General features: G+C 37.7%; 27 protein-coding genes. 2 read left to right on the top strand and 25 right to left on the bottom strand.

From position 1 onward, the window contains the following. Positions 1-17: 17 nt before the first annotated feature. From groL to ACQRDX_RS01125, 18 genes are all read right to left on the bottom strand, one after another. Positions 18-1640 carry a chaperonin GroEL gene (groL, locus tag ACQRDX_RS01210; protein ID WP_427895026.1) on the bottom strand — a complete coding sequence of 541 codons (1623 nt, stop codon included), beginning with the start codon at positions 1638-1640 and terminating at the stop codon, positions 18-20. A gap of 15 nt (positions 1641-1655) precedes the next feature. Beyond that, positions 1656-1940 (bottom strand): co-chaperone GroES, encoded by a 285-nt coding sequence (groES, locus tag ACQRDX_RS01205; protein WP_354369858.1) that lies wholly within the window; start codon positions 1938-1940, stop codon positions 1656-1658. A gap of 151 nt (positions 1941-2091) precedes the next feature. Continuing rightward, entirely contained in the window at positions 2092-2382 is a 291-nt protein-coding gene (locus tag ACQRDX_RS01200) for a DUF202 domain-containing protein (protein WP_354369859.1), read from the bottom strand. 14 nt (positions 2383-2396) lie between these two features. After that, positions 2397-3233: a PTS system mannose/fructose/sorbose family transporter subunit IID gene (locus ACQRDX_RS01195; protein ID WP_354369860.1), complete on the bottom strand. Its 837-nt coding sequence runs from the start codon at positions 3231-3233 to the stop codon at positions 2397-2399. A 1-nt stretch (position 3234) separates the two neighbouring features. After that, positions 3235-4083, bottom strand: a complete 849-nt coding sequence (locus ACQRDX_RS01190) for a PTS mannose/fructose/sorbose/N-acetylgalactosamine transporter subunit IIC (protein ID WP_427895023.1) — start codon at positions 4081-4083, stop codon at positions 3235-3237. Positions 4084-4569: 486 nt separating this feature from the next. After that, on the bottom strand, positions 4570-5064 hold the full coding sequence (locus ACQRDX_RS01185) for a PTS system mannose/fructose/N-acetylgalactosamine-transporter subunit IIB (protein ID WP_427895021.1): 495 nt from the start codon (positions 5062-5064) through the stop codon (positions 4570-4572). 15 nt (positions 5065-5079) lie between these two features. Then, positions 5080-5514, bottom strand: a complete 435-nt coding sequence (locus tag ACQRDX_RS01180) for a PTS sugar transporter subunit IIA (RefSeq protein ID WP_427895019.1) — start codon at positions 5512-5514, stop codon at positions 5080-5082. A 204-nt stretch (positions 5515-5718) separates the two neighbouring features. Then, positions 5719-6945: a transporter gene (locus tag ACQRDX_RS01175; RefSeq protein ID WP_427895017.1), complete on the bottom strand. Its 1227-nt coding sequence runs from the start codon at positions 6943-6945 to the stop codon at positions 5719-5721. Then, a complete protein-coding gene (locus ACQRDX_RS01170; RefSeq protein WP_427895015.1) occupies positions 6929-7642 on the bottom strand; it encodes a hypothetical protein in 714 nt (237 codons plus the stop codon). Before ACQRDX_RS01170 ends, ACQRDX_RS01175 begins: the two co-directional genes overlap by 17 nt. Positions 7643-7906: 264 nt before the next feature. Next, complete coding sequence (locus tag ACQRDX_RS01165; protein WP_427895013.1) at positions 7907-8770, bottom strand: Rgg/GadR/MutR family transcriptional regulator; 864 nt, start codon at positions 8768-8770, stop codon at positions 7907-7909. 46 nt (positions 8771-8816) lie between these two features. Then, entirely contained in the window at positions 8817-10106 is a 1290-nt protein-coding gene (locus tag ACQRDX_RS01160) for an ABC transporter substrate-binding protein (protein ID WP_427895011.1), read from the bottom strand. After that, a complete protein-coding gene (locus ACQRDX_RS01155; RefSeq protein ID WP_427895009.1) occupies positions 10099-10779 on the bottom strand; it encodes a response regulator transcription factor in 681 nt (226 codons plus the stop codon). The genes ACQRDX_RS01160 and ACQRDX_RS01155 overlap by 8 nt, the downstream gene beginning before the upstream one ends. Then, a complete protein-coding gene (locus tag ACQRDX_RS01150; RefSeq protein WP_427895007.1) occupies positions 10772-12091 on the bottom strand; it encodes a sensor histidine kinase in 1320 nt (439 codons plus the stop codon). Before ACQRDX_RS01150 ends, ACQRDX_RS01155 begins: the two co-directional genes overlap by 8 nt. Next, positions 12088-13038, bottom strand: coding sequence for a substrate-binding domain-containing protein (locus ACQRDX_RS01145; RefSeq protein WP_427895005.1), 951 nt, complete (start codon positions 13036-13038; stop codon positions 12088-12090). The genes ACQRDX_RS01150 and ACQRDX_RS01145 overlap by 4 nt, the downstream gene beginning before the upstream one ends. Positions 13039-13247: 209 nt before the next feature. Beyond that, entirely contained in the window at positions 13248-13643 is a 396-nt protein-coding gene (locus tag ACQRDX_RS01140) for a single-stranded DNA-binding protein (protein ID WP_427895003.1), read from the bottom strand. A 95-nt stretch (positions 13644-13738) separates the two neighbouring features. Further along, the gene (gene ytpR / locus ACQRDX_RS01135; RefSeq protein WP_427895001.1) at positions 13739-14365 is read right to left on the bottom strand and encodes a YtpR family tRNA-binding protein; all 627 of its coding nucleotides are present in this window, start codon (positions 14363-14365) and stop codon (positions 13739-13741) included. A 10-nt stretch (positions 14366-14375) separates the two neighbouring features. After that, positions 14376-14693, bottom strand: coding sequence for a thioredoxin family protein (locus ACQRDX_RS01130; RefSeq protein ID WP_427894999.1), 318 nt, complete (start codon positions 14691-14693; stop codon positions 14376-14378). Then, positions 14677-14973 carry a DUF4651 domain-containing protein gene (locus ACQRDX_RS01125; protein WP_427894997.1) on the bottom strand — a complete coding sequence of 99 codons (297 nt, stop codon included), beginning with the start codon at positions 14971-14973 and terminating at the stop codon, positions 14677-14679. Before ACQRDX_RS01125 ends, ACQRDX_RS01130 begins: the two co-directional genes overlap by 17 nt. 156 nt (positions 14974-15129) lie before the next feature. On the opposite strand from ACQRDX_RS01125, the gene pepA reads away from it, so the two are divergent. Then, complete coding sequence (gene pepA, locus ACQRDX_RS01120) at positions 15130-16188, top strand: glutamyl aminopeptidase (RefSeq protein WP_427894995.1); 1059 nt, start codon at positions 15130-15132, stop codon at positions 16186-16188. Positions 16189-16197: 9 nt separating this feature from the next. Then, the gene (gene proC / locus ACQRDX_RS01115; RefSeq protein WP_427894993.1) at positions 16198-16974 is read left to right on the top strand and encodes a pyrroline-5-carboxylate reductase; all 777 of its coding nucleotides are present in this window, start codon (positions 16198-16200) and stop codon (positions 16972-16974) included. A gap of 39 nt (positions 16975-17013) precedes the next feature. On the opposite strand, the gene ACQRDX_RS01110 is transcribed toward proC, so the two are convergent. From ACQRDX_RS01110 to comGE, 7 genes are all read right to left on the bottom strand, one after another. Continuing rightward, positions 17014-17676, bottom strand: coding sequence for a CPBP family intramembrane glutamic endopeptidase (locus ACQRDX_RS01110; RefSeq protein WP_427894991.1), 663 nt, complete (start codon positions 17674-17676; stop codon positions 17014-17016). A gap of 70 nt (positions 17677-17746) precedes the next feature. After that, on the bottom strand, positions 17747-18580 hold the full coding sequence (locus tag ACQRDX_RS01105) for a Cof-type HAD-IIB family hydrolase (protein WP_427894989.1): 834 nt from the start codon (positions 18578-18580) through the stop codon (positions 17747-17749). A gap of 155 nt (positions 18581-18735) precedes the next feature. Continuing rightward, positions 18736-19929: an acetate kinase gene (locus ACQRDX_RS01100; protein WP_427894987.1), complete on the bottom strand. Its 1194-nt coding sequence runs from the start codon at positions 19927-19929 to the stop codon at positions 18736-18738. Positions 19930-19981: 52 nt separating this feature from the next. Beyond that, the gene (locus ACQRDX_RS01095) at positions 19982-20935 is read right to left on the bottom strand and encodes a class I SAM-dependent methyltransferase (protein WP_427894985.1); all 954 of its coding nucleotides are present in this window, start codon (positions 20933-20935) and stop codon (positions 19982-19984) included. A gap of 22 nt (positions 20936-20957) precedes the next feature. Beyond that, on the bottom strand, positions 20958-21281 hold the full coding sequence (comGG, locus tag ACQRDX_RS01090; RefSeq protein ID WP_427894983.1) for a competence type IV pilus minor pilin ComGG: 324 nt from the start codon (positions 21279-21281) through the stop codon (positions 20958-20960). Next, the gene (comGF, locus tag ACQRDX_RS01085) at positions 21259-21714 is read right to left on the bottom strand and encodes a competence type IV pilus minor pilin ComGF (RefSeq protein ID WP_427897457.1); all 456 of its coding nucleotides are present in this window, start codon (positions 21712-21714) and stop codon (positions 21259-21261) included. The genes comGG and comGF overlap by 23 nt, the downstream gene beginning before the upstream one ends. Further along, positions 21680-21949 (bottom strand): competence type IV pilus minor pilin ComGE (gene comGE / locus ACQRDX_RS01080; protein WP_427894979.1); only part of this gene is annotated, 270 nt, incomplete at its 5' end. The genes comGF and comGE, both read right to left, overlap by 35 nt.

Raw genomic sequence — 21949 nt, 5'->3', positions numbered from 1 at the left:
ACGCAAAAGTATCTTGGTTACATCATGCCACCCATCATGTTTGGATCCATAGCTGGGGCTGGTGCGGCTGGTTCTGGTTTGTTAGCAACTACGGCTTCGGTTGTTAAGATAAGGCTAGCAACAGAGGCTGCATTTTGAAGAGCGGAGCGTGTCACTTTGACAGGATCGATAATACCTGCTTCAATCATATTCACCCACTCACCGTCTGCAGCGTTAAAGCCTGTGCCAGCTGGGCTGTTTTTCAACTTATCAATAACAACGGAACCTTCATATCCTGCATTGTAAGCAATTTGACGAACAGGCTCCTCAAGAGCACGTTTAACAATGTTACGACCTGTCGCTTCATCTCCGTCTAACTCAAGGCTTGCCACTTTATCAATGACATTGACAAGGGCAGTTCCTCCACCAGCGACAATTCCCTCTTCAACAGCAGCACGAGTAGCGTTTAAAGCATCTTCAATACGGAGTTTCATTTCTTTCAACTCTGTCTCTGTGGCAGCACCAACTTTGATAACCGCTACGCCTCCTGCTAACTTAGCTAAACGTTCTTGCAATTTTTCGCGGTCAAATTCTGATGTTGTTGTCTCAATTTGTGATTTGATGATACCAACACGGTTAGCAATCGCTGTTGCTTCACCTGCTCCTTCAACAATGACTGTCGAGTCCTTATCAACCGTTACACGCGCAGCTTGTCCAAGAACCTGCATGGTCGCATCTTTAAGATCCAGACCCAAATCTTCTGTAATCACTGTCCCGCCTGTTAGGATGGCAATATCCTCAAGCATAGCTTTTCGACGATCACCAAAACCAGGAGCTTTCACTGCCACAACGTTAAACGTACCACGAATTTTGTTTAAAACAAGAGTTGGAAGAGCTTCTCCATCTACATCATCTGCAATAATCAAAAGCGGACGGTTTGTTTTTAGAATTTCTTCTAAAAGAGGAAGAATGTCTTGAATATTAGAGATTTTCTTATCTGTAATTAAAATAAATGGATTTTCAAGGTCAGCTACCATTTTTTCGTTGTCTGTCACCATATATTGTGATAGATAACCTCGATCAAACTGCATCCCCTCTACCACTTCAAGCTCTGTCTCCATACCACGAGACTCTTCGATAGTGATCACACCCTCTTTACCAACACGGTCCATCGCTTCTGATATGTAATCTCCAACCTTTTGACTACGAGAAGAAACTGCTCCAACTTGAGCAATGGCTTCCTTAGTTTCAACCTGTTGTGCTTGCGCTTTTAGCTCATCAACGGCAACGGCAACGGCTGCTTCGATCCCACGGCGGATACCAATTGGATTAGCACCAGCTGTGACGTTTTTCAAACCTTCACGCACAATAGCTTGTGTCAAAATCGTTGCTGTTGTCGTCCCATCTCCTGCGATATCATTGGTTTTTGAAGCTACTTCAGAAACTAATTTAGCTCCCATATTTTCAAAATGATCTTCCAGTTCGATTTCTTTAGCGATAGTCACACCATCATTTGTGATAAGAGGTGAACCAAAAGCTTTTTCAAGAACGACATTACGTCCCTTAGGACCTAAGGTTACTTTGACCGTATCTGCTAAAATATCAACTCCACGTACCATACTTTCGCGGGCATCTGCTGAAAATTTAATCTCTTTTGCCATTATATTTCTCTCCTCTTACTCTACAATTGCTAATACATCTGCTTCTCGGATAATGCTTAGTTTTTCACCGTCTTCTTTGACTTCAATACCAGCTAGGCTATCCACTAAAACAGTTTGACCGACAGCAACACTGGGGGCAATCAACTCCCCTGTCAAAGTACGAATCCCTTCACCTACGGCTAGTACTTGAGCTTTTTTAGTCTTTTCTTGACTAGCACCCGCAAGGACAAAGCCACCGACAGTTTCTTCTTTTTCTTCTACAAATTTGACCACTAAACGGTCTCCTAAAGGTTTTAACATCTGTATCCTCCATTCGTTTTAGCACTCATTGTTAAAGAGTGCTAACCTTTACCTTTCTTATTGTATCACTTGGTCAAAAATAGTCAAGAAAAAAACATTACAAAAATAGGATAGGAAATTAGCTAAATCTTTAGCCTTTCCTACCCTATCTTTAGTGTAGCTGTTGTCGCTGTTGCTCAAAATCTGCTACCAATTTTTGAAGGTTTAATCTTCCCTTATAGATGCCGTATCCAAAGACTAGCATAGCTAGCCCTGACAGGATTGCCAAAATCCATCCAAAGATTGACAAGATAATATAGTTAGAATGAAAGGAGTATGCAAGGACAATACCTAAACTGGTTAGACTAAAGAGAAGGGTTAACCATCTCCCTAGATTATCTAACATATGTTGTTGGTATTTGATTTCTTGTTCATAACCTTGGATTAATTCTTGTTGACGCATCATTTCACCTTTTCTTAGTAAGACAAACCTGGGTTAAAGAAGCCTGTAATAACCCCAACAAAAGCAATGAGAACTAGAAGCAACATCACTTTAATTGGTGATAGATTTTTCTTAGCCATTAACCACCAGCAAAGGAAGATAAAGAGAGCTGTTAAGAGACCTGGGTAAACCCCATCAAGTTGATCTTGAAGAACAAGGAAGGCTTCTCCTTTAGCATTTTTCAATTGGAAAGCTGTTTTTACAGGTACCCATGTTGCAGCAACGGCACCAATAACCATACCTCCAACGATAGAAACAGATTTGCGGATAGCTTGCCCTTGAGCACCAACAAGAAACTCAACTGCTTTATCTCCTAATTCGTAACCTTTAAAGTAAGCAAACTTCATCCCAAAGTAAGCTAAAAGGTTCCAAACAATAATATAGAAAATCGCACCTACTGGAGAACCACCATTAGATAAACCTAGTGCAATTCCTAAGATAATAGGAATCAAGGTCCCAACGATAAGAGAGTCACCGATACCTGCAACAGGCCCCATCAAGCCAGCACGAAGACCGTTAATGGTTTCATCATTGACACCATCTGCTCCATTGGCACGCGCTTCTTCAAGACCTGCAGTAATCCCCACGACCAGTGAACCTAGTTGTGGCTCAGTATTAAAGAAGGCAGTATAGGTTTTAATGGCTTCTGCTTGATCTTCTTTTTTATCATAAAGCTCTTCCACAATTGGAAGCATAGAAGTCAAGTAACCAAAGGTTTGCATATGCTCTTGTGAAAAACAAGTCAGATGTCCATAATACCAGTGGTGGAATGATTTTGTTAAAGTTTTTTGAGAAATTTTCTTTTGAGCCATCTTAGATATCCTCCTCGTCATCATCTTCAAAATCAACACCTGCTGGCGCAGCTGCTTTCATATTACGCACACTTGCAATTTCATAGAAAATCACTGCAAAAATAAGTGAAATGACCGCACTTGACACCAAGTTGAGTCCAAGGGATGCTGCAAGGGTAAAACCTACAAAGAATGGGATAAAGTCAACTGCTTTTTCAACAATTTGTTTTAGCAAAATGGCAATCCCTACACATGGTAGTAGTGAACCAACAGTAAAGAGTGTTTTCATTGGGATACCATCCATCGGAAGAGCTTCTTTAAGAGCTGTTACCGCATCTGCCCCCAATTTACACATGATTAAGGTTGGAATAAATGAGAACAACACATGAGAAATCCAAGGATAAACCCAGTCAACTTTATAGAGTTTCTTAAAGTTACCCTCTTCAACAGCCTTCCAACCAATATGTTGCCACAAAAGGTTCATTGTAGCTGTCCCATAAAAGAGAACAGTCCCCACTGTACCAACCAAGGTTCCCATAGATTTAGCCAAGTTAGCAGCATCAGCAGAGTCTGCTGAAAGCCCTTGTGAATGAATAGCCACCATGGCTAGAGGAATACCGATATAAGATACCGCACGGACATCAGCTGAAACAGTCCCCCCTGGTGTTACCAAGGCGATGTAAACCAACTGCATGGCAACCCCACAAATGATCCCTGTCTTAAGATCTCCTAAGACCAAACCACAAATTAAACCACCTACCAAAGGACGACCCAAGGTATAGTTCCCAATACTTGAGCCTCCCATACCAGGCATAGAAGACAAACTCGCAAACAACCCTAAAATTGCCGCCTGTAACCAAGAAATAGTCATAACAAACCTCCCTTTATACCAAGATACTTTTGCGTTAAACGAAGCTAAACAAAAATAGGAACTTGACACCGAGTGCCCAGCACTCAAGGAAAGTTAGCATTTTTGTCAAGCTTCGTAGTAAAAGTTCAATTACAAGATACTAAGCCCCTTTTAAAATCCGTAAGAAAATAGGGATCTGACGCAGTGTCAGCAGACACAAGGAAAGAGCATCATTTTCACAAGGATTTTAGGGCGAGTTCGACTATACCAAGATACTTTTGCATTAAACGAAGCTAAACAAAAATAGGAACTTGACACCGAGTGCCCAGCACTCAAGGAAAGTTAGCATTTTTGTCAAGCTTCGTAGTAAAAGTTCAATTACAAGATACTAAGCCCGTTTTAAAATCCGTAAGAAAATAGGAATCTGACGCAGTGTCAGCAGACACAAGGAAAGAGTAATATTTTCAATGGAATTTTTTTACAGGTATCTCTATGATTCTAAACATCTTAGAAACCAAATTTTGCTTTGAAATCAGACCAATAACCAATAGAAACATCTGGAAGGAGCTGGAATTTCACACGATAACCTGCTTTTTCAATAGCCTCAATAGCTTCTGCTTCCTCTTGAGTGATAGACTGGTTATTTCCTAATTTTACGGCACCTGGGCGATCATTAGCTGGTCCTACAATGATTTCTTTAACATCACCTGGTACAAATCCTTGATCCACCAAAAGCTCTTTCATATCAATAGGATTTTTTGTAATCACAAAATAACGTGTATCTGAATCTAAAACTTTCTGTGATTTTTGTCCAAAAGCTTCCTTGGTCCAAACAAATGTCTTTTTATCTGAAGCTCCCTTATAAGCTTGGGTCAAAACCTTATTACCTGCCGCGGCATCATTCACGGCAATCAAACCATCACAAGGATACTCTTTTGCCCAACGTGTTACGGTTTGTCCATGAATCATACGGTCATCAATACGTACAAATGATACTGTCATGTGTCTTCCTCCTACTTAAATATCATCATCGTCTGCATCTACATCGCTAGCTAAACTAAACTCTTGTAAGGCTGTGGCGCTCTCAGCTAGTACAGCTTGGACTAAAGCTGAGCCCTCTAGCAGATCTTTCATGACCACTGTGGTTAGGGCCATGGTTAGATTCATCCCACCTAGGACCGTTGCCGTCTCAAGTTTCCCTCTTTCAGCCAGAACCTCTAGAGCGGTTGTCAACGGGCTTCCACCAACAATGTCCGCAAGTACCACGAACTCTGCCTCATCAGGCAGTTCTGCTAAAAGCGATTGAACACGCTCACCAAAAGCATCAACTCCCTCGCCCTCCTTTAGACCAATCGCCAACACCTGATCCATCTGATCTCCTGCAAACATGGCAAGAGAGGTCCGTAGGCCTTCAGCTAGCCCGCCATGACTAATCAATAATAGATACTTCATAAGCATTTCTCCTTTATTTGTCTTCATTGTAATACAATTGTAACCGATTTCAAATTGTTGTTTGTCACTTCTATCCCCTAACATTTATCATAAAGAAATTGACAAATGTCACATCATCAAAAAAATCCGACAAAGTCGGACTTTAATATCAATTCATACTGAGTGTTTACTCATGAATAGAATTTGTCATTTTTATAGCTACTCCTAACTATTCTGTTTTGTAGAAAGCAATAATATTGCTAGCCCCATGACCATAAAAATTAGCCATGTCAACTGTATATTCCAAGATGCTACCATACTAAATAACACTGTCCCAATTGGAACAGATAAGGTGAATAGCAGTGATAGAAAACTACTTGTACGTGCTAAAACATTTGAAGGAAGATGAGTTAGTAAAAGCGCATTTATCTTGGGGTTAATTTTTCCAGAAAGGTAGGTTGCAACTGATAGTAAACTGACACCTACAATAAGAGGAAAATGTACTAAATTTGATACTCCAACCAAGACAAAGATAGCTGCTGCTATTTTTAACAAGTAATCAATTGATAATTTGGAAAAATAATCATGGGGAGTTAAACTCCCTACTAAGATACCAAAGACTAAAACTCCCTCTACTACTAACAAAGCCTGACCGTAAGATAAATTTAATAGCTTTTGATTCAAAAGAAAAATATTATAAATAGCTGTAATTGCCCCTCCGATGCTATTCAATAGAAAAATAGCTATCAACAAGTGAATGAAGCTCGATTGATTTGATTGATTAAATATCATTTTAATATTCGTAAATATATCAGATAATTCTTGTAAAAAAGATTTTGACTGTTGAGCTTGTACCACCTTTGTATAGGTCAATTCCTGCTTTACAGGAATCAGCATACAGGCCGATAAAAAAAATGATATCGCATTGATAAAAGCAAGATAAGCAAAATTATTTTGTGATACCGTTAGAAGCCAAATTCCTAAAACTTGTCCAAAAAGCTGACAAAAATAAGAGATAAACTGATTAAAAGAATAGGCTTCAATTAAATCTTTTTGTTCAACATGTTTTTGAAGAATAGGCATTCGTAAACCATTTGCATAATCACTAAGAACGTCACTGATAATATTAAATAGACTAACAATTGAAAAAACAAATAGTGTTCCTTTATTGATAACTACTGAAATAAGGGTGAATAATAAAGCCTGTATCATACCTGTTGTCACTATGTACCTATTTTTATTTTGAGTATTATCAGCTTTGATACCAACAAAAACTGTAAAAATTATTGGTACAACCATTGTGATATTAGCTAAACTTATCATAATTTTAGAATGAAACATATGGGCAGCATAGATCACAAAAACAATATTATATAATGATGACCCCATAGAATTTAATAAACGTGATAATGTTAAAAATCGGTATATTCTATTTTTAAACATCAAATTCATACTGACCAGCTCCTTTTTTAAATAACAAATTATCAAAACGATTAAAAACATACATAAATTCTTCTCTAGGAAGTCTATCAAATTCTAAATAATAACTTGAAGTGATTAATAAGCTAGTTGCAAATTCAATATATGTTCTATCATTCGTCAATAAATAGACATCAAGTAATGTATCGGAAATTCCTAACATACCATTCCAATAATCTGGATATTGGGAAAAATATGTCATTATCCCTCTAGATAGCTCACAAATAATTTTTTTATATTTCTGAGCATCAATATTTAAAAGAGCTTTTATCATTCCTGCAGAGCCTGTACTTAAATATGGTGAAGCAGTATCCTTGTTTATTTTAATCATTTTACCATTTGGAGTATCAATAACATTATCTAGCAATTTTTCAATACCGTATGAGATAATCTCTCTATCACATGATAATTCATTTAAAATAATCAATGTACCTGCTAAACCAGATAATCCAAAATTTTTTTCTAAGTCAATAAAGTATCTTAAACAATAAGAGTTATCAGAATAGTTTAAATATTTTTGAAAATCTTTATTATTTTTATACATATACTCGCTAACGGAAATACAAAGTGTCGAGAAAATAGTAGAATCTTCTTGTTTTCTCAAATTATACAGACGTCTATTAAAAAATTGATTATCACTATAATTTGTTTTAACATATATTTTCTCCAATATTTCTTTGGCTCCCTTAACAGTTGCAGAAGGACTAAAGAGATATTGAATTAATTTGTCTATTGTAAACTGATTAATTATACATATTACGTCAAGTCATAATAACCACTTCCTTATCTCAAACTTATGGATATATTATATTATTCTTTTTTAAAAACTAAAAAAAACTTGAATATATTCCTTATTATTTTTTTTAAAATAGTTTCTTTATCCATCTGCCCATCTTTTCCTTTAGCTTTTCAAAAATCAAAGGATTGAATATATTCAATCCCCGTTTTTTAATATTTCTTTTTCCATTGCTGCTTGATAGTATTGGACAGCATGATGGCAATTAAGTATCTCAAGAATAGATATCGCCTGCTTCATCTGCTCTATTCCTTCGGATTGTCTACCTAATTTATATTTTAAGAGACCTTTTGCCCAAAGATAAATAATACGATAATAAGTTTCATTTTCTTTAAAAAAATGCTCTTGAATATACTTATCAAAGTAAGTAGCATTCACAAAATCTTCCACCTCAACACACAACAAGAAGCCATTCATCAAAAGAGTTTGTACCATATGCCTATTTTTATTTAACAATCCTAAAAAATCTGTTTTGTGTAACATTTCTCTAGTATATCGGACAAACAATTCTGACGAAATTAGGGTAGAACTAATTGAAAAAAGAGTCAATTCATAGTTTCCCCAAATATCTGTATTAAAGAGATAATCATATAGAAAATCTTCTTCTATTTTAGAAAGTTGGGTAGTATCATCTAAAACCTTCATATGTGCTTTGATAATAAGAGCATTAATTTTATGGCTTGAATGTGTCTCCCACTTTTTCAACTCTGATGTATAAAGTGCTTGTAAACCATCGTAATCATGATTTAATTCTAAATCTTGAATATTTCTTTGTAACTTTGTTAATTGACTTTCAGAAAACCCTCTAACCAAATAGAAGTATTCATCTACTTCAATATGGCTATTCTCCAATGCCATAAATAACTTTTGTGCCGATAAGTCATTTTTACCACTTTCAAATTTAGAAAGCATTGAAGGGGAAAAATCCCCTCCACTTGCTTCTAAAAGGGAGAGATGACGTGCCTCTCTTAAACGTTTAAAAACCTGTCCTAATTTTTCCATTGATACTACCTCAGATCTGATATAAAAACACATTCCTCTTAACTTTTTATTGGCTTCTTTCTAGTTCTTTTTGGATATTGGCAAGCTCTGTGTCTATGGTGTCATTTTCTAAAGCTTGTGTCACCAGATAATCTGCTTTTTCCAGTTGACGCTGATAGTTCTTAAACTTAGGTAAGCTATAAGCGCTCATCTCTAGCTGAGATAAGGTTGTCACACTCAAGGCATCTGAACCAAACTTATCAGCTTTCAGCAGAGACACAATAGCATCACTTTCAACCACTTTAGGTAAAACTGACATGCCTTGTGATTTTTTCATTAGCCATTCTTGAGCCGATGGATCTCGTGAAAGGAAGTTTAGAAATTGCCAAGCCAAGGCTGATTTCTTTGTTTTCGCTGATATCCCCACCAAGGTATGTGCCACCTTACTGGTGTTTAAAAGGTCTCCATTTTTAGGCATTTGGACACAAGTCCAAGAAAAATTAGAGTACTTGGCAATATGGTATGGATAGGGCTTATAGGTACGGTACTGAGCCAAGGTCATGGGCATAAAAGCCACCTTTCCTTGATCAAAATCATCAGATGTCACTTTCACCTGTTTGGTCAAGGCTGAAAGCTTTGTATAAAAAGCAAGCGCTTCACGATTAGACTGGCTGTTGAGGAAAACTTCTTCACCATCTGAAGAAAAACTATCACTGCCATAAGCCAAGAGGGCATCTTGCCAAGTGTAGCCAACTAACCCAAACTGATCCAAACTACCGTCTCCATCAGTATCTTTTGTCAGACGATGGCACAATTGATAAAACTCAGATAAGGTCATTGGTTCTTTGGAAAGAGAAATTCCCTCTTTTTGTAGTAACTCTTGATTGACACAAAGCAAGGTAGGATTGGCTTCAAGAGGAAGGGCATACTGTCTGGTATGATATTGACCTGCTAGTAAGGCTGAAGGATAATAATCTGTGCTAATTTTTCCCTCTTTAACCATAGCCGTTAAATCCATCAAACTATCTGAGGACACCAACAAATTAAAGTCTTCTTGAGTGACCATGAACACATCTAAGTCTTGCCCTGTAATCAGTTTTTCTGCCAACCAATCTGAATAATCCTCTTTTGGAATACCTGATTCATAGACCACATCAATAAGAGGGTATTTTTCTTCAAAACGCTTAATCACATCATCAAGGTAGTCATTATCCTGACCGTTTGGCACATCCCAACTACTTCCTGCATAAGTCCCTAGATAAAGGACCTGCTTTTTAGGACGCATTTGTAGCCAAGTTAAACTAAGGAGTAAGGAAATGGTGAAAAGAATAGGAAAAAGTTGCTTTAACTTAGTCATCAGACACCCCAAAATCTCTTAAGGTCACACCTGATTGAACAGCCCAAATAGCTAGTTGTGTCCGATCACGCAAGTGTAGTTTTGCTAAAATAATGGATAAGTAATTCCTAACAGTTCCTTCTGATAAAAATAATTTTGCCGCGATTTCCTTATTAGAGAGCCCAAAGCCAATCTGCTGAATAATTTTCCACTCCGTTTGTGATACTTCTCCTAAGTTTTCCTCTTTAATCGCAATAGTGTAGTTCGATTGTGCCATCTGAGAAAAAATTTTAAACACTTTTGTCGCAATATCAGGGTTAATCATGGCTTGTCCTTGATGAACGGTCACAATAGCGTGATGCAAATCATCCATCGAAACTCCTTTTAACAAGTAGCCTGATGCACCATATTTTAAAGCACTAAAAATAAAATCATCGTCATCAAAAGTGGTTAAAATAATAATTTTGATATTCGGATACAAGGACTTCACTGCCTTAGTGCATAACACACCATCCATATGAGGCATCCTGATATCCATCAAGATCACATCAGGCTTACTGTCTTTAATAGCCTCCAAAACTTGATCGCCATCACTAACAGCTGCGACAACATCGATATCCTCATAGCTCGCTAGAACAATCCGCAAAGACTCACGAATGAGTTCTTGATCATCTGCCAGTAGTACTTTAATCATACTGCTCTCCTTCTAACTTAGGAATAATAATTTTCGTTTCAAAGCCGCTACGTCCATCAAAACGGGCATAACCTCCAATAATAGCTAAGCGTTCTGTTATTTGTTTCAGACCATAACCATATACAATTTCTGGGCTTCCTTGCCCGTCATCTTTAATCCGAATTTGATAATAAGTATCATAAGTCATCTCAATCGTAATCGTTTTAGCATGACCATGTCTGAGTGAATTGGTGATAGATTCCTGAATCACCCTAAAAATAACATCCTCTTTCATGCTGTCCAGATCGACATTACCCCAATGATAATCGAGCTTAATCTTTAAATGCGACACCTCTTCATACTCAGAAATCATCTTCTTCAAGGCTTCCTGCAAGGTTTGATTTTCCAGTGCACCTGGACGCAACTTATTGATCGAACGTCTGACATCCGTAATCCCTTCTCTAACAACTTTTGAAACGGTATCCAGCTGAGCTTTAGCCAGATCTGTATCCCTATCTACCAAGACCCGTACCGCATCAACCCCGGCAGAAATACCTGTTAAAGCATGACCAAGCGTATCATGAATTTCACGAGCAATGCGTTTTCTTTCTCTATCCTCTACAATTTTTTCAGATAAGGCGACATAATGATTCAACTCATCATTCACACTCGATACCTTCTCCAGTTCTTCTTGAACTTTTTGACGCTCCGCAAAAGCTTGCGCAATATAAAAAACAAGACATAAAAGAAAGACAATCATATTTAAAGACACAAGCCCATTTTTTATAAAAAATAAAGGGAGTTGCCAACTTGATGGCGCAAAAGAAATATAAGTATCGATAGAAGGTGAGGAAATCACCAGAGATAAAATAGCTGTATCCGTTAAAAGTAGGATCAAAAAGCTAATCATTAGCAAAGCTAACCAATAGCGATTACGCACGGTCTGATGCCATTCTTTTTTATGATAAAAAATATCTGCAAAAACCAATAAAAAGATACCATTATAAGAGCGTTGTAAGACAAGAAATAAAAAGACCGTTAACAAGAGTTGCACCATGATAAAGACTAACTCAAACTCTTCAAAACGTTGACCATATTGTTTGCGCATCCACATGAACAATAACAATAAACCGTAAAGTAAGAAAGATCCAAAAAAAATAAACTCTGGAGCGTCGGGTAAACTCTCTAACTGAGTTAAAAGAGCATAACTTAGTCCCTTATTCACAACATAAGATGGAACAAATAAGTAGATCGAAGCATTAAATAAAACCGCTAGGAAATTGATTACAATTAAACCGTACTGGGCATAACCTATACTTTTTATGGACATCATTGCCACCCCACTGGATATTGATCAAGATTAGTCCGTGTCACCAAGCCTACTCCGACTTTGATGTCCTTATCAACTGATTTTCCATTTAAGAGATCATAAGTTGTTGCAATAGCCTTTTCTCCCATCGTCATCGGTGATTGATAAACACTTGCCTTCACTAAGTGTTCTGTTGCTAAAAGTTCCTTGATGTCTGGCGAGCCATCCACACTATAGATGCCAACATCTGATTTCCCTGATTTTTTAACAGCAGCTAGGGCACCGATAGCACTTCTATCGTTAATAGCCATAATCGTATCAAATGTTACTCCTTCTTTCATAACTTTTGAAACCAATGGCATACTCACCTCCGTTTGTCCTAGACCATTTTGCTCTGAAATGATATGATAGCCCTTATCATCTCCTAAGCCATCCTTAAAGCCTCGAAGGCGCTCTTTGGTTGATAAAACATTGGGATGCTCTAAAACCAAAATGTTAGCTGATGATTTTTGACGCTTCAACTCCTGAGATAAAAGAAGCCCTGCTTGGTAATTATCAGACTGAATCGTACTATCTGCCACAGAAGAATCCGACAGTTGATTATCCACAACAATCAGTTTAATTCCTTGTTTTTTAGCACGTTTCAATGTTTTGAGTAGCAAGGCATGGTCACTCTGAACAGGATTTAAAATAATAGCATCCACCTTTTCGTCCATAAAATACTCGATTTGCTGAACTTGCTTATCAATATTCAAAGCAGGATCTCTTAAATATAATTTATCTCCTGAAAGAGCCACTGCCTTTTCAATTTCAGAGTTCACCATCTGATAAAACTCATTATTTAAGGTCATATAGGAAACCCCTATTTTTTCTTGAGTAGAATAAACCTCTTGAAAACGATAGGTCAGATAAATCCAGCCAACCACTACTATAGACAATAACAAGCTAAACCCTATCAAAACTTTTTTCACAAGATCCCCTTTCTTTTGATTTACTCATTTTATTATAACACGTTTTTAAGAGGAAAAAGCAAAGACAAAAAAGAGGTTTAACACCTCTTTTTGTCTTATCGTTAGTTTTCATTGTCCTAAAAATCTGATGATATTTTTAAAATAGTCGGAATTTACCTTCATTGAGATGATGGATAGTAAAACTCTTTACCTAGATCCCTCCCTTATGATTAAAAGGGGAGGTCTTCTCCTTCCAAAACAAGATCTGCTAAATCATCTTGTCCTTTATTTTCTCGCATCGCACGCTGTGCTCGACTTTCCAGAAGTTGATAACTTTGACCTAAGACCTCCGTGACATAGTGTGTTGTACCATTTTTGTCATACTTTCTTGTCCTAATCTCACCATCAAGAGAAATTAAGCTTCCTTTACTCGCATAACTAGCTAGGCTTTCTGCGGTTTTCCCCCAGAAGACGGCATTCACAAAGTCCGCCTCTCGCTCACCATTTGCTCCTTTATAACGGCGGTTAACTGCTAGTGTCAAGCGTGTTACACTTTTATTTGTACTCGTTTTTACCATCTCTGGTGTCGCTGTCAAACGACCAATCAGAATCACTTTATTATACATTTTTCATCCTCCTACTGATTTATTCGAAAATGAAAAAGAAAAAGGAAAAGATCTCACTCTTTTCCTTATCATTTGAACACTTTATCCCTGCTAGGTTATGCCTTCCAATGCTTTTGAGGATCAAAAGCCTCACCCACGACTGCCTGGTCATCTAGCTCAATAATACCTCGTTTTTGTGGAGCATTTGGCAAGGCTAACTCACGTGGCGCACACATCATACCAAAACTCTCAATGCCTCGCAATTGTCCTGGAAAAATCAAGCTACCACTTGGCATCATAGCACCTGGAAGAGCTACAATAGTTTTTAAACCAACAGCAGCATTAGGAGCTCCAGCTACAATTTGCACAGTTTTATCAGAACCAACTTGCACCTGACAGATATTTAAATGATCACTGTCTGCATGTGCTTGCATTGAAACAATTTGTCCAACCACAAATTTAGGATCCTTATCATTCTCAAGTTTCTCTGTGAAGCCCTCTGCCTCTAAAACCTTATTAAAAGCAGCCACAGCTTCATCACTTAGAAAGACTTGACCATTTCCTTTAATCTCAGCAATCTCTGAAGCTTCAAAGATATTCCAAGCCACTGTTTTTCCTGATGCCTCAAGATAAACACGCGCAACCTGACCTTTTTTCTCAACCGCTACTTCTTGGTTTTTGCTATCTGCCACAATTACCATCAAAACATCACCGACATGAGCTTTATTGTATGTAAAAATCATATTTCCTCCACTATTTCCATTCAGCTAAAAAGTTATTGATTTCATCTTTAGTTTTACGTTTTTTATTAACTAGACGAGCTATTTCGACACCATTTTCTAAAATTAGGAGACTAGGGATACCAAAAATATCCCATTTTTGTGCTACAGGCATAAAGGCATCACGATCCACCTGTACAAATGTAAACTCTGGATTTTCAGCTTCAATTTCTGGTAAAACAGGATAAATGAAGCGACAATCACCACACCAATCTGCCGTAAACAAGAGCACTGTCTTCCCAACTTGACTCACATAAGAGGCCAACTCCTCCATATTAGTTGGTTTTTCCATCTCCATCCTCCTTGTAATCAATGTTCCCTTGACGATAAACAAAAACAAAACGCGAATCATCCTCAAAAATGACACCGCCTGTCACCTCTTTATCATTGTCTTCATAATCATTCAAATAAACCACCTGAATCGGACCAAAACTATCAAAAAAAGTACGAATCTCTTTAATGATTTGCTCTTTTTTCCTATCCTGTTGCTTGTGATAAGTCGAATAACCTGCCACAGCTAGTCCAACAAAGCCTAATAAACTCGAAAAAATCGCTACCTTTTTATATCTCATAATAACCATTATACCATAAGAACAAGCTACCAAGAACGGAAAAATCCTTCTAACCACAAAGGTCTCGGATTGCTGAACAAGGAACGTTTTAAAAATCTCGCTACAAATACCACCTTTAAAATATGATATAATGATAGCATAGAATCGAGGTAAATTATGGTATTATTCGATAAAATCAAAGAAGTCACCGAACTTTCGGCTATAGCTGGTTATGAAGCTCCTGTTCGTCAATTTTTACGTCAAAAGATTACCCCTTTGGTAGATGATGTTGAAACTGATGGGCTAGGAGGTATTTTTGGGATTAGAAAAAGCCAAGATAAAGATGCCCCTCGCATCATGGTCGCTGCTCACATGGATGAAGTTGGCTTCATGATTAGTGACATTAAACCAGATGGAACCTTTCGTGTTGTAGAAATCGGAGGGTGGAATCCTCTTGTGGTCAGTTCTCAACGCTTCACTCTCCACACACGATCAGGAGCAAAAATTCCAGTGATTTCTGGATCAGTCCCTCCTCATCTTCTAAGGGGAACAGGGAACAGTCTTCCAAAAATTTCTGATATTATCTTTGATGCTGGTTTTACAGACAAGGCAGAGGCTGAAAGCTTTGGTGTCCTTCCAGGAGATATTATTATTCCAGACAGTCAAGCTATCCTAACTGCCAATCAAAAAAATATCATTTCTAAAGCTTGGGACAACCGCTATGGTGTCTTAATGGTAACTGAATTATTAGAGCACCTAAAAGGACAAAGCCTTCCAAATACCCTGATTGCAGGAGCTAATGTCCAAGAAGAAGTGGGGTTACGTGGTGCACATGTGTCAACGACAAAATTCGATCCCGAATTATTCTTTGCCGTAGATTGTTCACCCGCTGGAGATGTCTATGGTGATCAAGGAAAAATTGGGGAGGGTACCTTGATTCGTTTTTACGATCCAGGTCATGTGATGCTAAAAGAGATGCGGGACTTCCTATTAGATACTGCTGAAGAAGCTGGGATTAAATATCAATTTTATTGTGGAAAAGGAGGCACAGATGCAGGGGCTGCCCATCTTAAGAATAGCGGTGTTCCATCAACAACTATTGGTGTTTGCGCTCGCTACATTCACTCACACCAAACCCTCTATGCCATGGATGATTTCTTAGAAGCCCAAGCTTTCTTACAAGCTATTGTCAAAAAATTAGATCGTTCCACTGTGGATTTATTAAAACATTATTAAGGAGACCTTATGAAAATCGGATTTATCGGAGCTGGAAAAATGGCTTCTGCCATTATTACGGGACTTAAGGCTGCAGACAAAGGATTTGAAATTATCTTGTCTGAGGTCAACTTAGATTTTAGTAAAGAACGTGCACAAGCACTTGGAGTAGGTTATGCTAAGAGCCATGCTGAGTTGATTGCTGAGGCTGACCTAATAGTGTTAGGCATCAAGCCCCAAGTCCTAGTGACAGCATTAGGGCAAGTCCAAATTACGAAACCTATCTTGTCTATGGCAGCTGGAACCTCTCTAGAAACCTTAGCTCATCTCACGCAACAAGATCTCCCAATTATCCGCATCATGCCAAACCTCAATGCTCAAATTCTTAAAAGTACCACAGCCATTTGTCGCAATGCCTACGTTTCTGACGAGCTATTTGAGATTGCAAAAACCATTACCGACTCATTTGGAGAGACCTTTGATATTCCTGAAAAAGATTTTGACACCTTCACTGCTTTAGCTGGATCCAGCCCAGCTTATATCGCTCTTTTTATCGAAGCCTTGGCAAAAGCAGGTGTCAAATACGGATTTAGCAAAGATCTAGCCCTTGCTATTGTCACTCAAACTACTCTTGCTACCAGCCAAAATTTATTGACTCATGATGATAGCCCTCATACCTTTATTGATAAGGTTTCAAGCCCTGGGGGCACAACAGTTGCAGGTATCTTAGATCTTGAAAAAACAGGCTTCACAGCTAGTGTTGTATCTGCCATTGATGCCACTATCGAAAAATCAAAAAATATGTAAAACAAAAAAGTTCTTGGAATTTACTCCAAGAACTTTTTATTATTTTTGTAGGAAAGCTATGGCTAAAAAACCAATAAAATTATTAAAAGCATGTAATGAAATACTGTAAAGAATATTATCAGTCTTATAAACGACTACAGCCAGAACCGCAGACATCCCAGCGTATAGTACAAAACTTCCAATATTAGTCGGACCATGACTAAGAGCAAAAAGAAGACTCCCTATAGCTAAACCTAAAACTTTATTTTTAAATAAAAATTTAGGAACAAACCCTCTAAACAAAAGCTCTTCCATAATAGGCGCCCCAAGGACAATCATCACAAACAAGACCCCAAGAGGAACAGACTTAGCCATCTCTTCGATCGCTGATTGATTCGCTGTATTATTAGCCCCTTCAACAGTCATAATCAGCGTTCCAATAATATTAGTCAGAATAATGCTACCATAACCTACCCCAACTGATAACACTAAGGTTCTAAGATCAAGTTTTTTATCAGTATCTAGCACCTTTTGTTTTCTAGCCAACCAGATATAAAATAAAATAGCCAACAAAAATGCACCTATCACGATAAAACTCTGTCCTTCAGTAAATCCTTTTTTACCATAGATGATAGCAGTTAGAGGAACTTGAGGAAGGGTCAGTACAATCCATAATCCAATCACTGCAAAAAAACGCAGAAGCCATGACAATACCTTATTCATACTTTCTCCTTAATCCATTTTAATATTACCAGTCTATCAGAAGATTAAGGATTATTCAAGCTGGTCCAAGTCAATTCTCTATTTTTAATAAAACATACTTTTCTATCGCTGTTGAGACACCATGATAATCATTAGATAAGGTTTTGGTATCGACTTGACTGATTACTTCTTCAGGAGCATTTCCCATAGCAATGCCAAGCCCAGCTGCCTTTAGCATAGGAAGATCATTAAAGTTATCCCCAACCGCCATAACTTGCTCCAAAAAAAGTCCATAATAATCTGTCAAAAAATGCAAAGCTTGCTCTTTAGACACCTCTTTATGCGTCACTTCTAGATAATTACTCTTAGATAAATAAAAACTAGTTTCTAAAAACGACTGCTCTTGTAAAAACGCAAAACAAGACACAATCTCTGCTTCATCACCTATCAATAATAACTTATGAACAGAAGAGGATTTTTTGACAAATTCTTCTAACTGACAGACATAAGGAGTCTCCCCTGTAATAGCAGCCTCACTTTTTACCCACTGATCCGCAGTAGCAACCAACCAATCCATTCCTGAATACAAATTGACCGAAATAGTCGGAAAATATTTCTTTAATAAGTCTAAAATACGGCGTAACTCATATCCACTAATCGTCTGCTCACTTAATACCTGAAATACCTCATCTTCTAGATAGCCAATTAGGGCACCATTATAAGCCACCAAAGGAAATTCTAGCATATCTAAGTCTTTGACGAGAGGAACAATGCCTTTAGGGGAACGCGCTGAGGCTAAAACTAAAGGAATATTCTGTTCTTTTAAAAGCTTAACGACTTTTTGCAATTTAGGATCTAACCGATGGTGACTATCTAAAATCGTCCCGTCGATGTCACTAACAATCAATTTGATTTCATTCTTCATCCTATCCTCCTATCTCCCTTGCCATCCTTTCTTCTCTTTAAAGTATATCTCTTTTAGAAAGCGGATTCAACAAAATAAGTAAAAAATAAAAGATGAGCCTATCTCAACAGTAGATCTAAAATCTAACCATTGAGAGAAACCCATCTTTTTTTATTTTATACCTTTTTCAACTTTTCAACATCACGCGCAATAACCAATTCTTCATCTGTTGGAATCACAAGGACTTTCACACGCGAATCTTCTGGAGAGATGATGCCCTCAGCCCCAAAAACATTTTTGTCTGGGTCAATATCAAAACCTAGCCAAGTCAATCCTTCAACCACACTGGCACGAACATCGCTCGCATTCTCTCCAATCCCTGCTGTAAAGATAAGCGCATCAACACCATTCATAACGGCGATATATTGTCCAATATACTTCCGTAAACGGTCAATAAACATCTCGTAAGCTAATGTTGAATCATGATCACCTGACTCTACTCCAGCCAAAATATCACGCATATCACTAGATTGACCAGATATACCCAGTAAACCAGATTGGCGATTAAGGAGATTACTAATAGCTGTTGCATCTTTAAAAGTCTCATCACGATCCATGAGATAAGGGATGATAGCAGGATCAATATCACCTGTGCGTGTCCCCATCATAGGACCTGCAAGGGGAGTAAAGCCCATTGAGGTATCCACAGACCGACCACCGTCAACAGCTGTAATTGAAACACCATTTCCAATATGTGCTGTAATGAGCTTTAACTCTTCAAGCGGTTTTCCTAAAACCTTAGCCGCTTCACCTGCAACATACTGATGGCTTGTCCCATGCGCCCCATATTTACGGATTTTAAAGTCTTCATAATATTTTTTAGGAAGAGGATAACGATAAGCAACCTCTGGCATACTAGTATGAAAAGCAGTGTCAAAAACAACGACGCTAGTAATATCTGGCAAGATTTCTCTAAAAGCACGAATCCCAGCAGCATTTGCTGGATTATGAAGAGGAGCTAATAAAGCCAGTTCTTCAACTTGTGCTAAAACTTCATCTGTTACAAGGGCTGACTCTTTAAAATACTCTCCACCAGCAACAACACGGTGCCCAACACCTGTGATCTCTGAAAAATCAGCTATGATACCAAAACGGCTTAAATCTTCAAGTAAAATCTTTACAGCTTGCGTATGATCTTCAATATCTAATGTTTGCGACTCAGATCTATCATCAAACTTGACTGTTGACACTGAATCTTTAAGCCCAATACGCTCAATTAACCCCTTTGCTAACACGCGTTCTTCTGGCATTTGGTAAAGTTGCCACTTTAAACTAGAGCTTCCTGCGTTAATTGCAATTGTTTTTGACATAATATACCTCTTTTGAAATCGTTTTCTTATATATTATATCAGAATTTTCCTCTTAAATCTTATTATCTGCTCTCCATTTTTTGAAATTTTCCGTAAAGGCTAACAGAACATCACGATCTTGTAAATCACTCAAGGGATAAACAAAGGTTTCTGGGACATGCTCTGCTTTTTTCTGAAGAATGAAAATTGATTTCATATTTTTGACATGCCCAAAAGTATTTTCTGGCAGTGTAATAACCGCTACAACACTTGCATAATCTTTCAGCCAGAATTTTAGATAATCACTTTGTGGACTAGTCAACAAATCAACCGGTGCCAATAAGAGAGCATAACCTCCTTTTTTGAGATACTTCAATGATTGCTCCATCAAAAGGTGATGAGCATAAGTATGCTCATCAGCACTAGCAACTTGATAGCGTTTCGCAACGTCATCATTTGGATAATATCCGACAGGAAGATCTCCAATAATTACATCACTTTCTTTCAAAATCTGAGGACGAACGGCATCTTCTTGCAAAAATTGAGCAGAAGAGCCCATAACTTCAGCAATACTAGCAGATAAATCAATCAAAAGATCATCGACCTCAATCCCTAAATAATCCAAATCTTTTTGGCTATTGTTGAGAAGAGTTTGTCCAAGATTACCCGTCCCACTTCCAATTTCAAGAATATCTAGACTATCTTTTGTGGTCAGTTCTTCTAGTAAAAAGAGGAGAATAAACCCAATCGCATCTGGGGTAAACTGATGATTAGCTTGTAATTTTTCTGTCTGAGCAGCCTTGATAAAAATAAACTGAAACGTTCGACGCCACTCCTCTTTATCTAAGGCCAATTGATGCAAAATGGCATTATTTTCTTTTACCTTCTCATCCGAACACTCACTACCAAGATAAAAACTATTTTGTTCAATCAAAGCATCATAAAGATTGGTTTTAATCTGGTTTTCAATCAACTGGATATTTTCTAAAATAAGGCTATAAGCCTGTTCAATCTTTTCAAAATTCATACCTCTATCATATCAAAAATCCCTATTTTTCGCTATTCATAGGAAGAACATAACTATAAGTCTGACCTGTTTTTAAAATAACACGCACATGGATTTTCTTGTCCTTAACTTGATAAGCACAGCTTCCCTTATCACACTGCAGTTGACCAGATGGGATCTGCTTGGTCACATTTTCTCTCGCTAAATAAGCAATAAAATATGCAGTCTGTGACTGTCGCATCTCTGTTAATTTTTTTTGATTAGCCTCTAGACGACTACTATAGAACTGCAAGAAAAGAGCAAACAAACTCACCATTATAAGAGCGTATAATAAGACACCTGCTTTAAGACGTTTTTTCAAAAACATAAGTAAAAGTCCTCTCCATTTGATGATGAAAGACCACAGAAATCGTGACAAGCTGACCAGACTGTTGGATATGGCTTGAACTTAGACCGTATAACATAGGTTGATAGCCTCTTCCATCTGAAGCTGTCTTTCTAAAATCATCTGACCGTGATTGACCAAAAGCAATATCCTTTCCAGCTTTTCTAACATAGAGTTTATTTCCTTCCACTTTGATAAGCTGAGCACCCTCCAGCTCATATCGCAACTGTTCAGAAAACAAGAGCCACTCTTCTCTCGGACTTTGTGATAAGACAGCTACTTCGTGACTTAAAACTTGGCTCATACTTTGAAAAAGTAAGACACTACCTGAAATAACGAGTAAAGCCAGTAAACACTCTATTAAAGTAAACCCTCTTAGTCTAATATTTGACCACGTGCCACATTTCTTTACCATTTTCATATACCATAATCTGAGTTGTACTCAAACGTACCTCCACTTCTCCTTTTTCTCCCGTCTGGATAGCCATCTTAGCTTGGTTGAGCATCTCTGCCTCTTGTAACTGCTCTTGATAATGGCTTCGACTATTACGAATTTGAGTTAAAGTTAAACTAGCAATAGCCACAAAAATACTCATCGCCACCATACTCTCAAGAAGAATGTAAGCCTTAATTCTCTGTTTTTTTATATT

Origin of the sequence: Streptococcus sp. SGI.013 (assembly GCF_050315295.1) — a bacterium.
In the GTDB taxonomy this organism is placed as follows: Bacteria; Bacillota; Bacilli; order Lactobacillales; family Streptococcaceae; genus Streptococcus; species Streptococcus porcorum.
The sequence above is the reverse complement of the archived record's forward strand: the minus strand, read 5'-3'. Positions and strand labels throughout refer to the sequence as shown.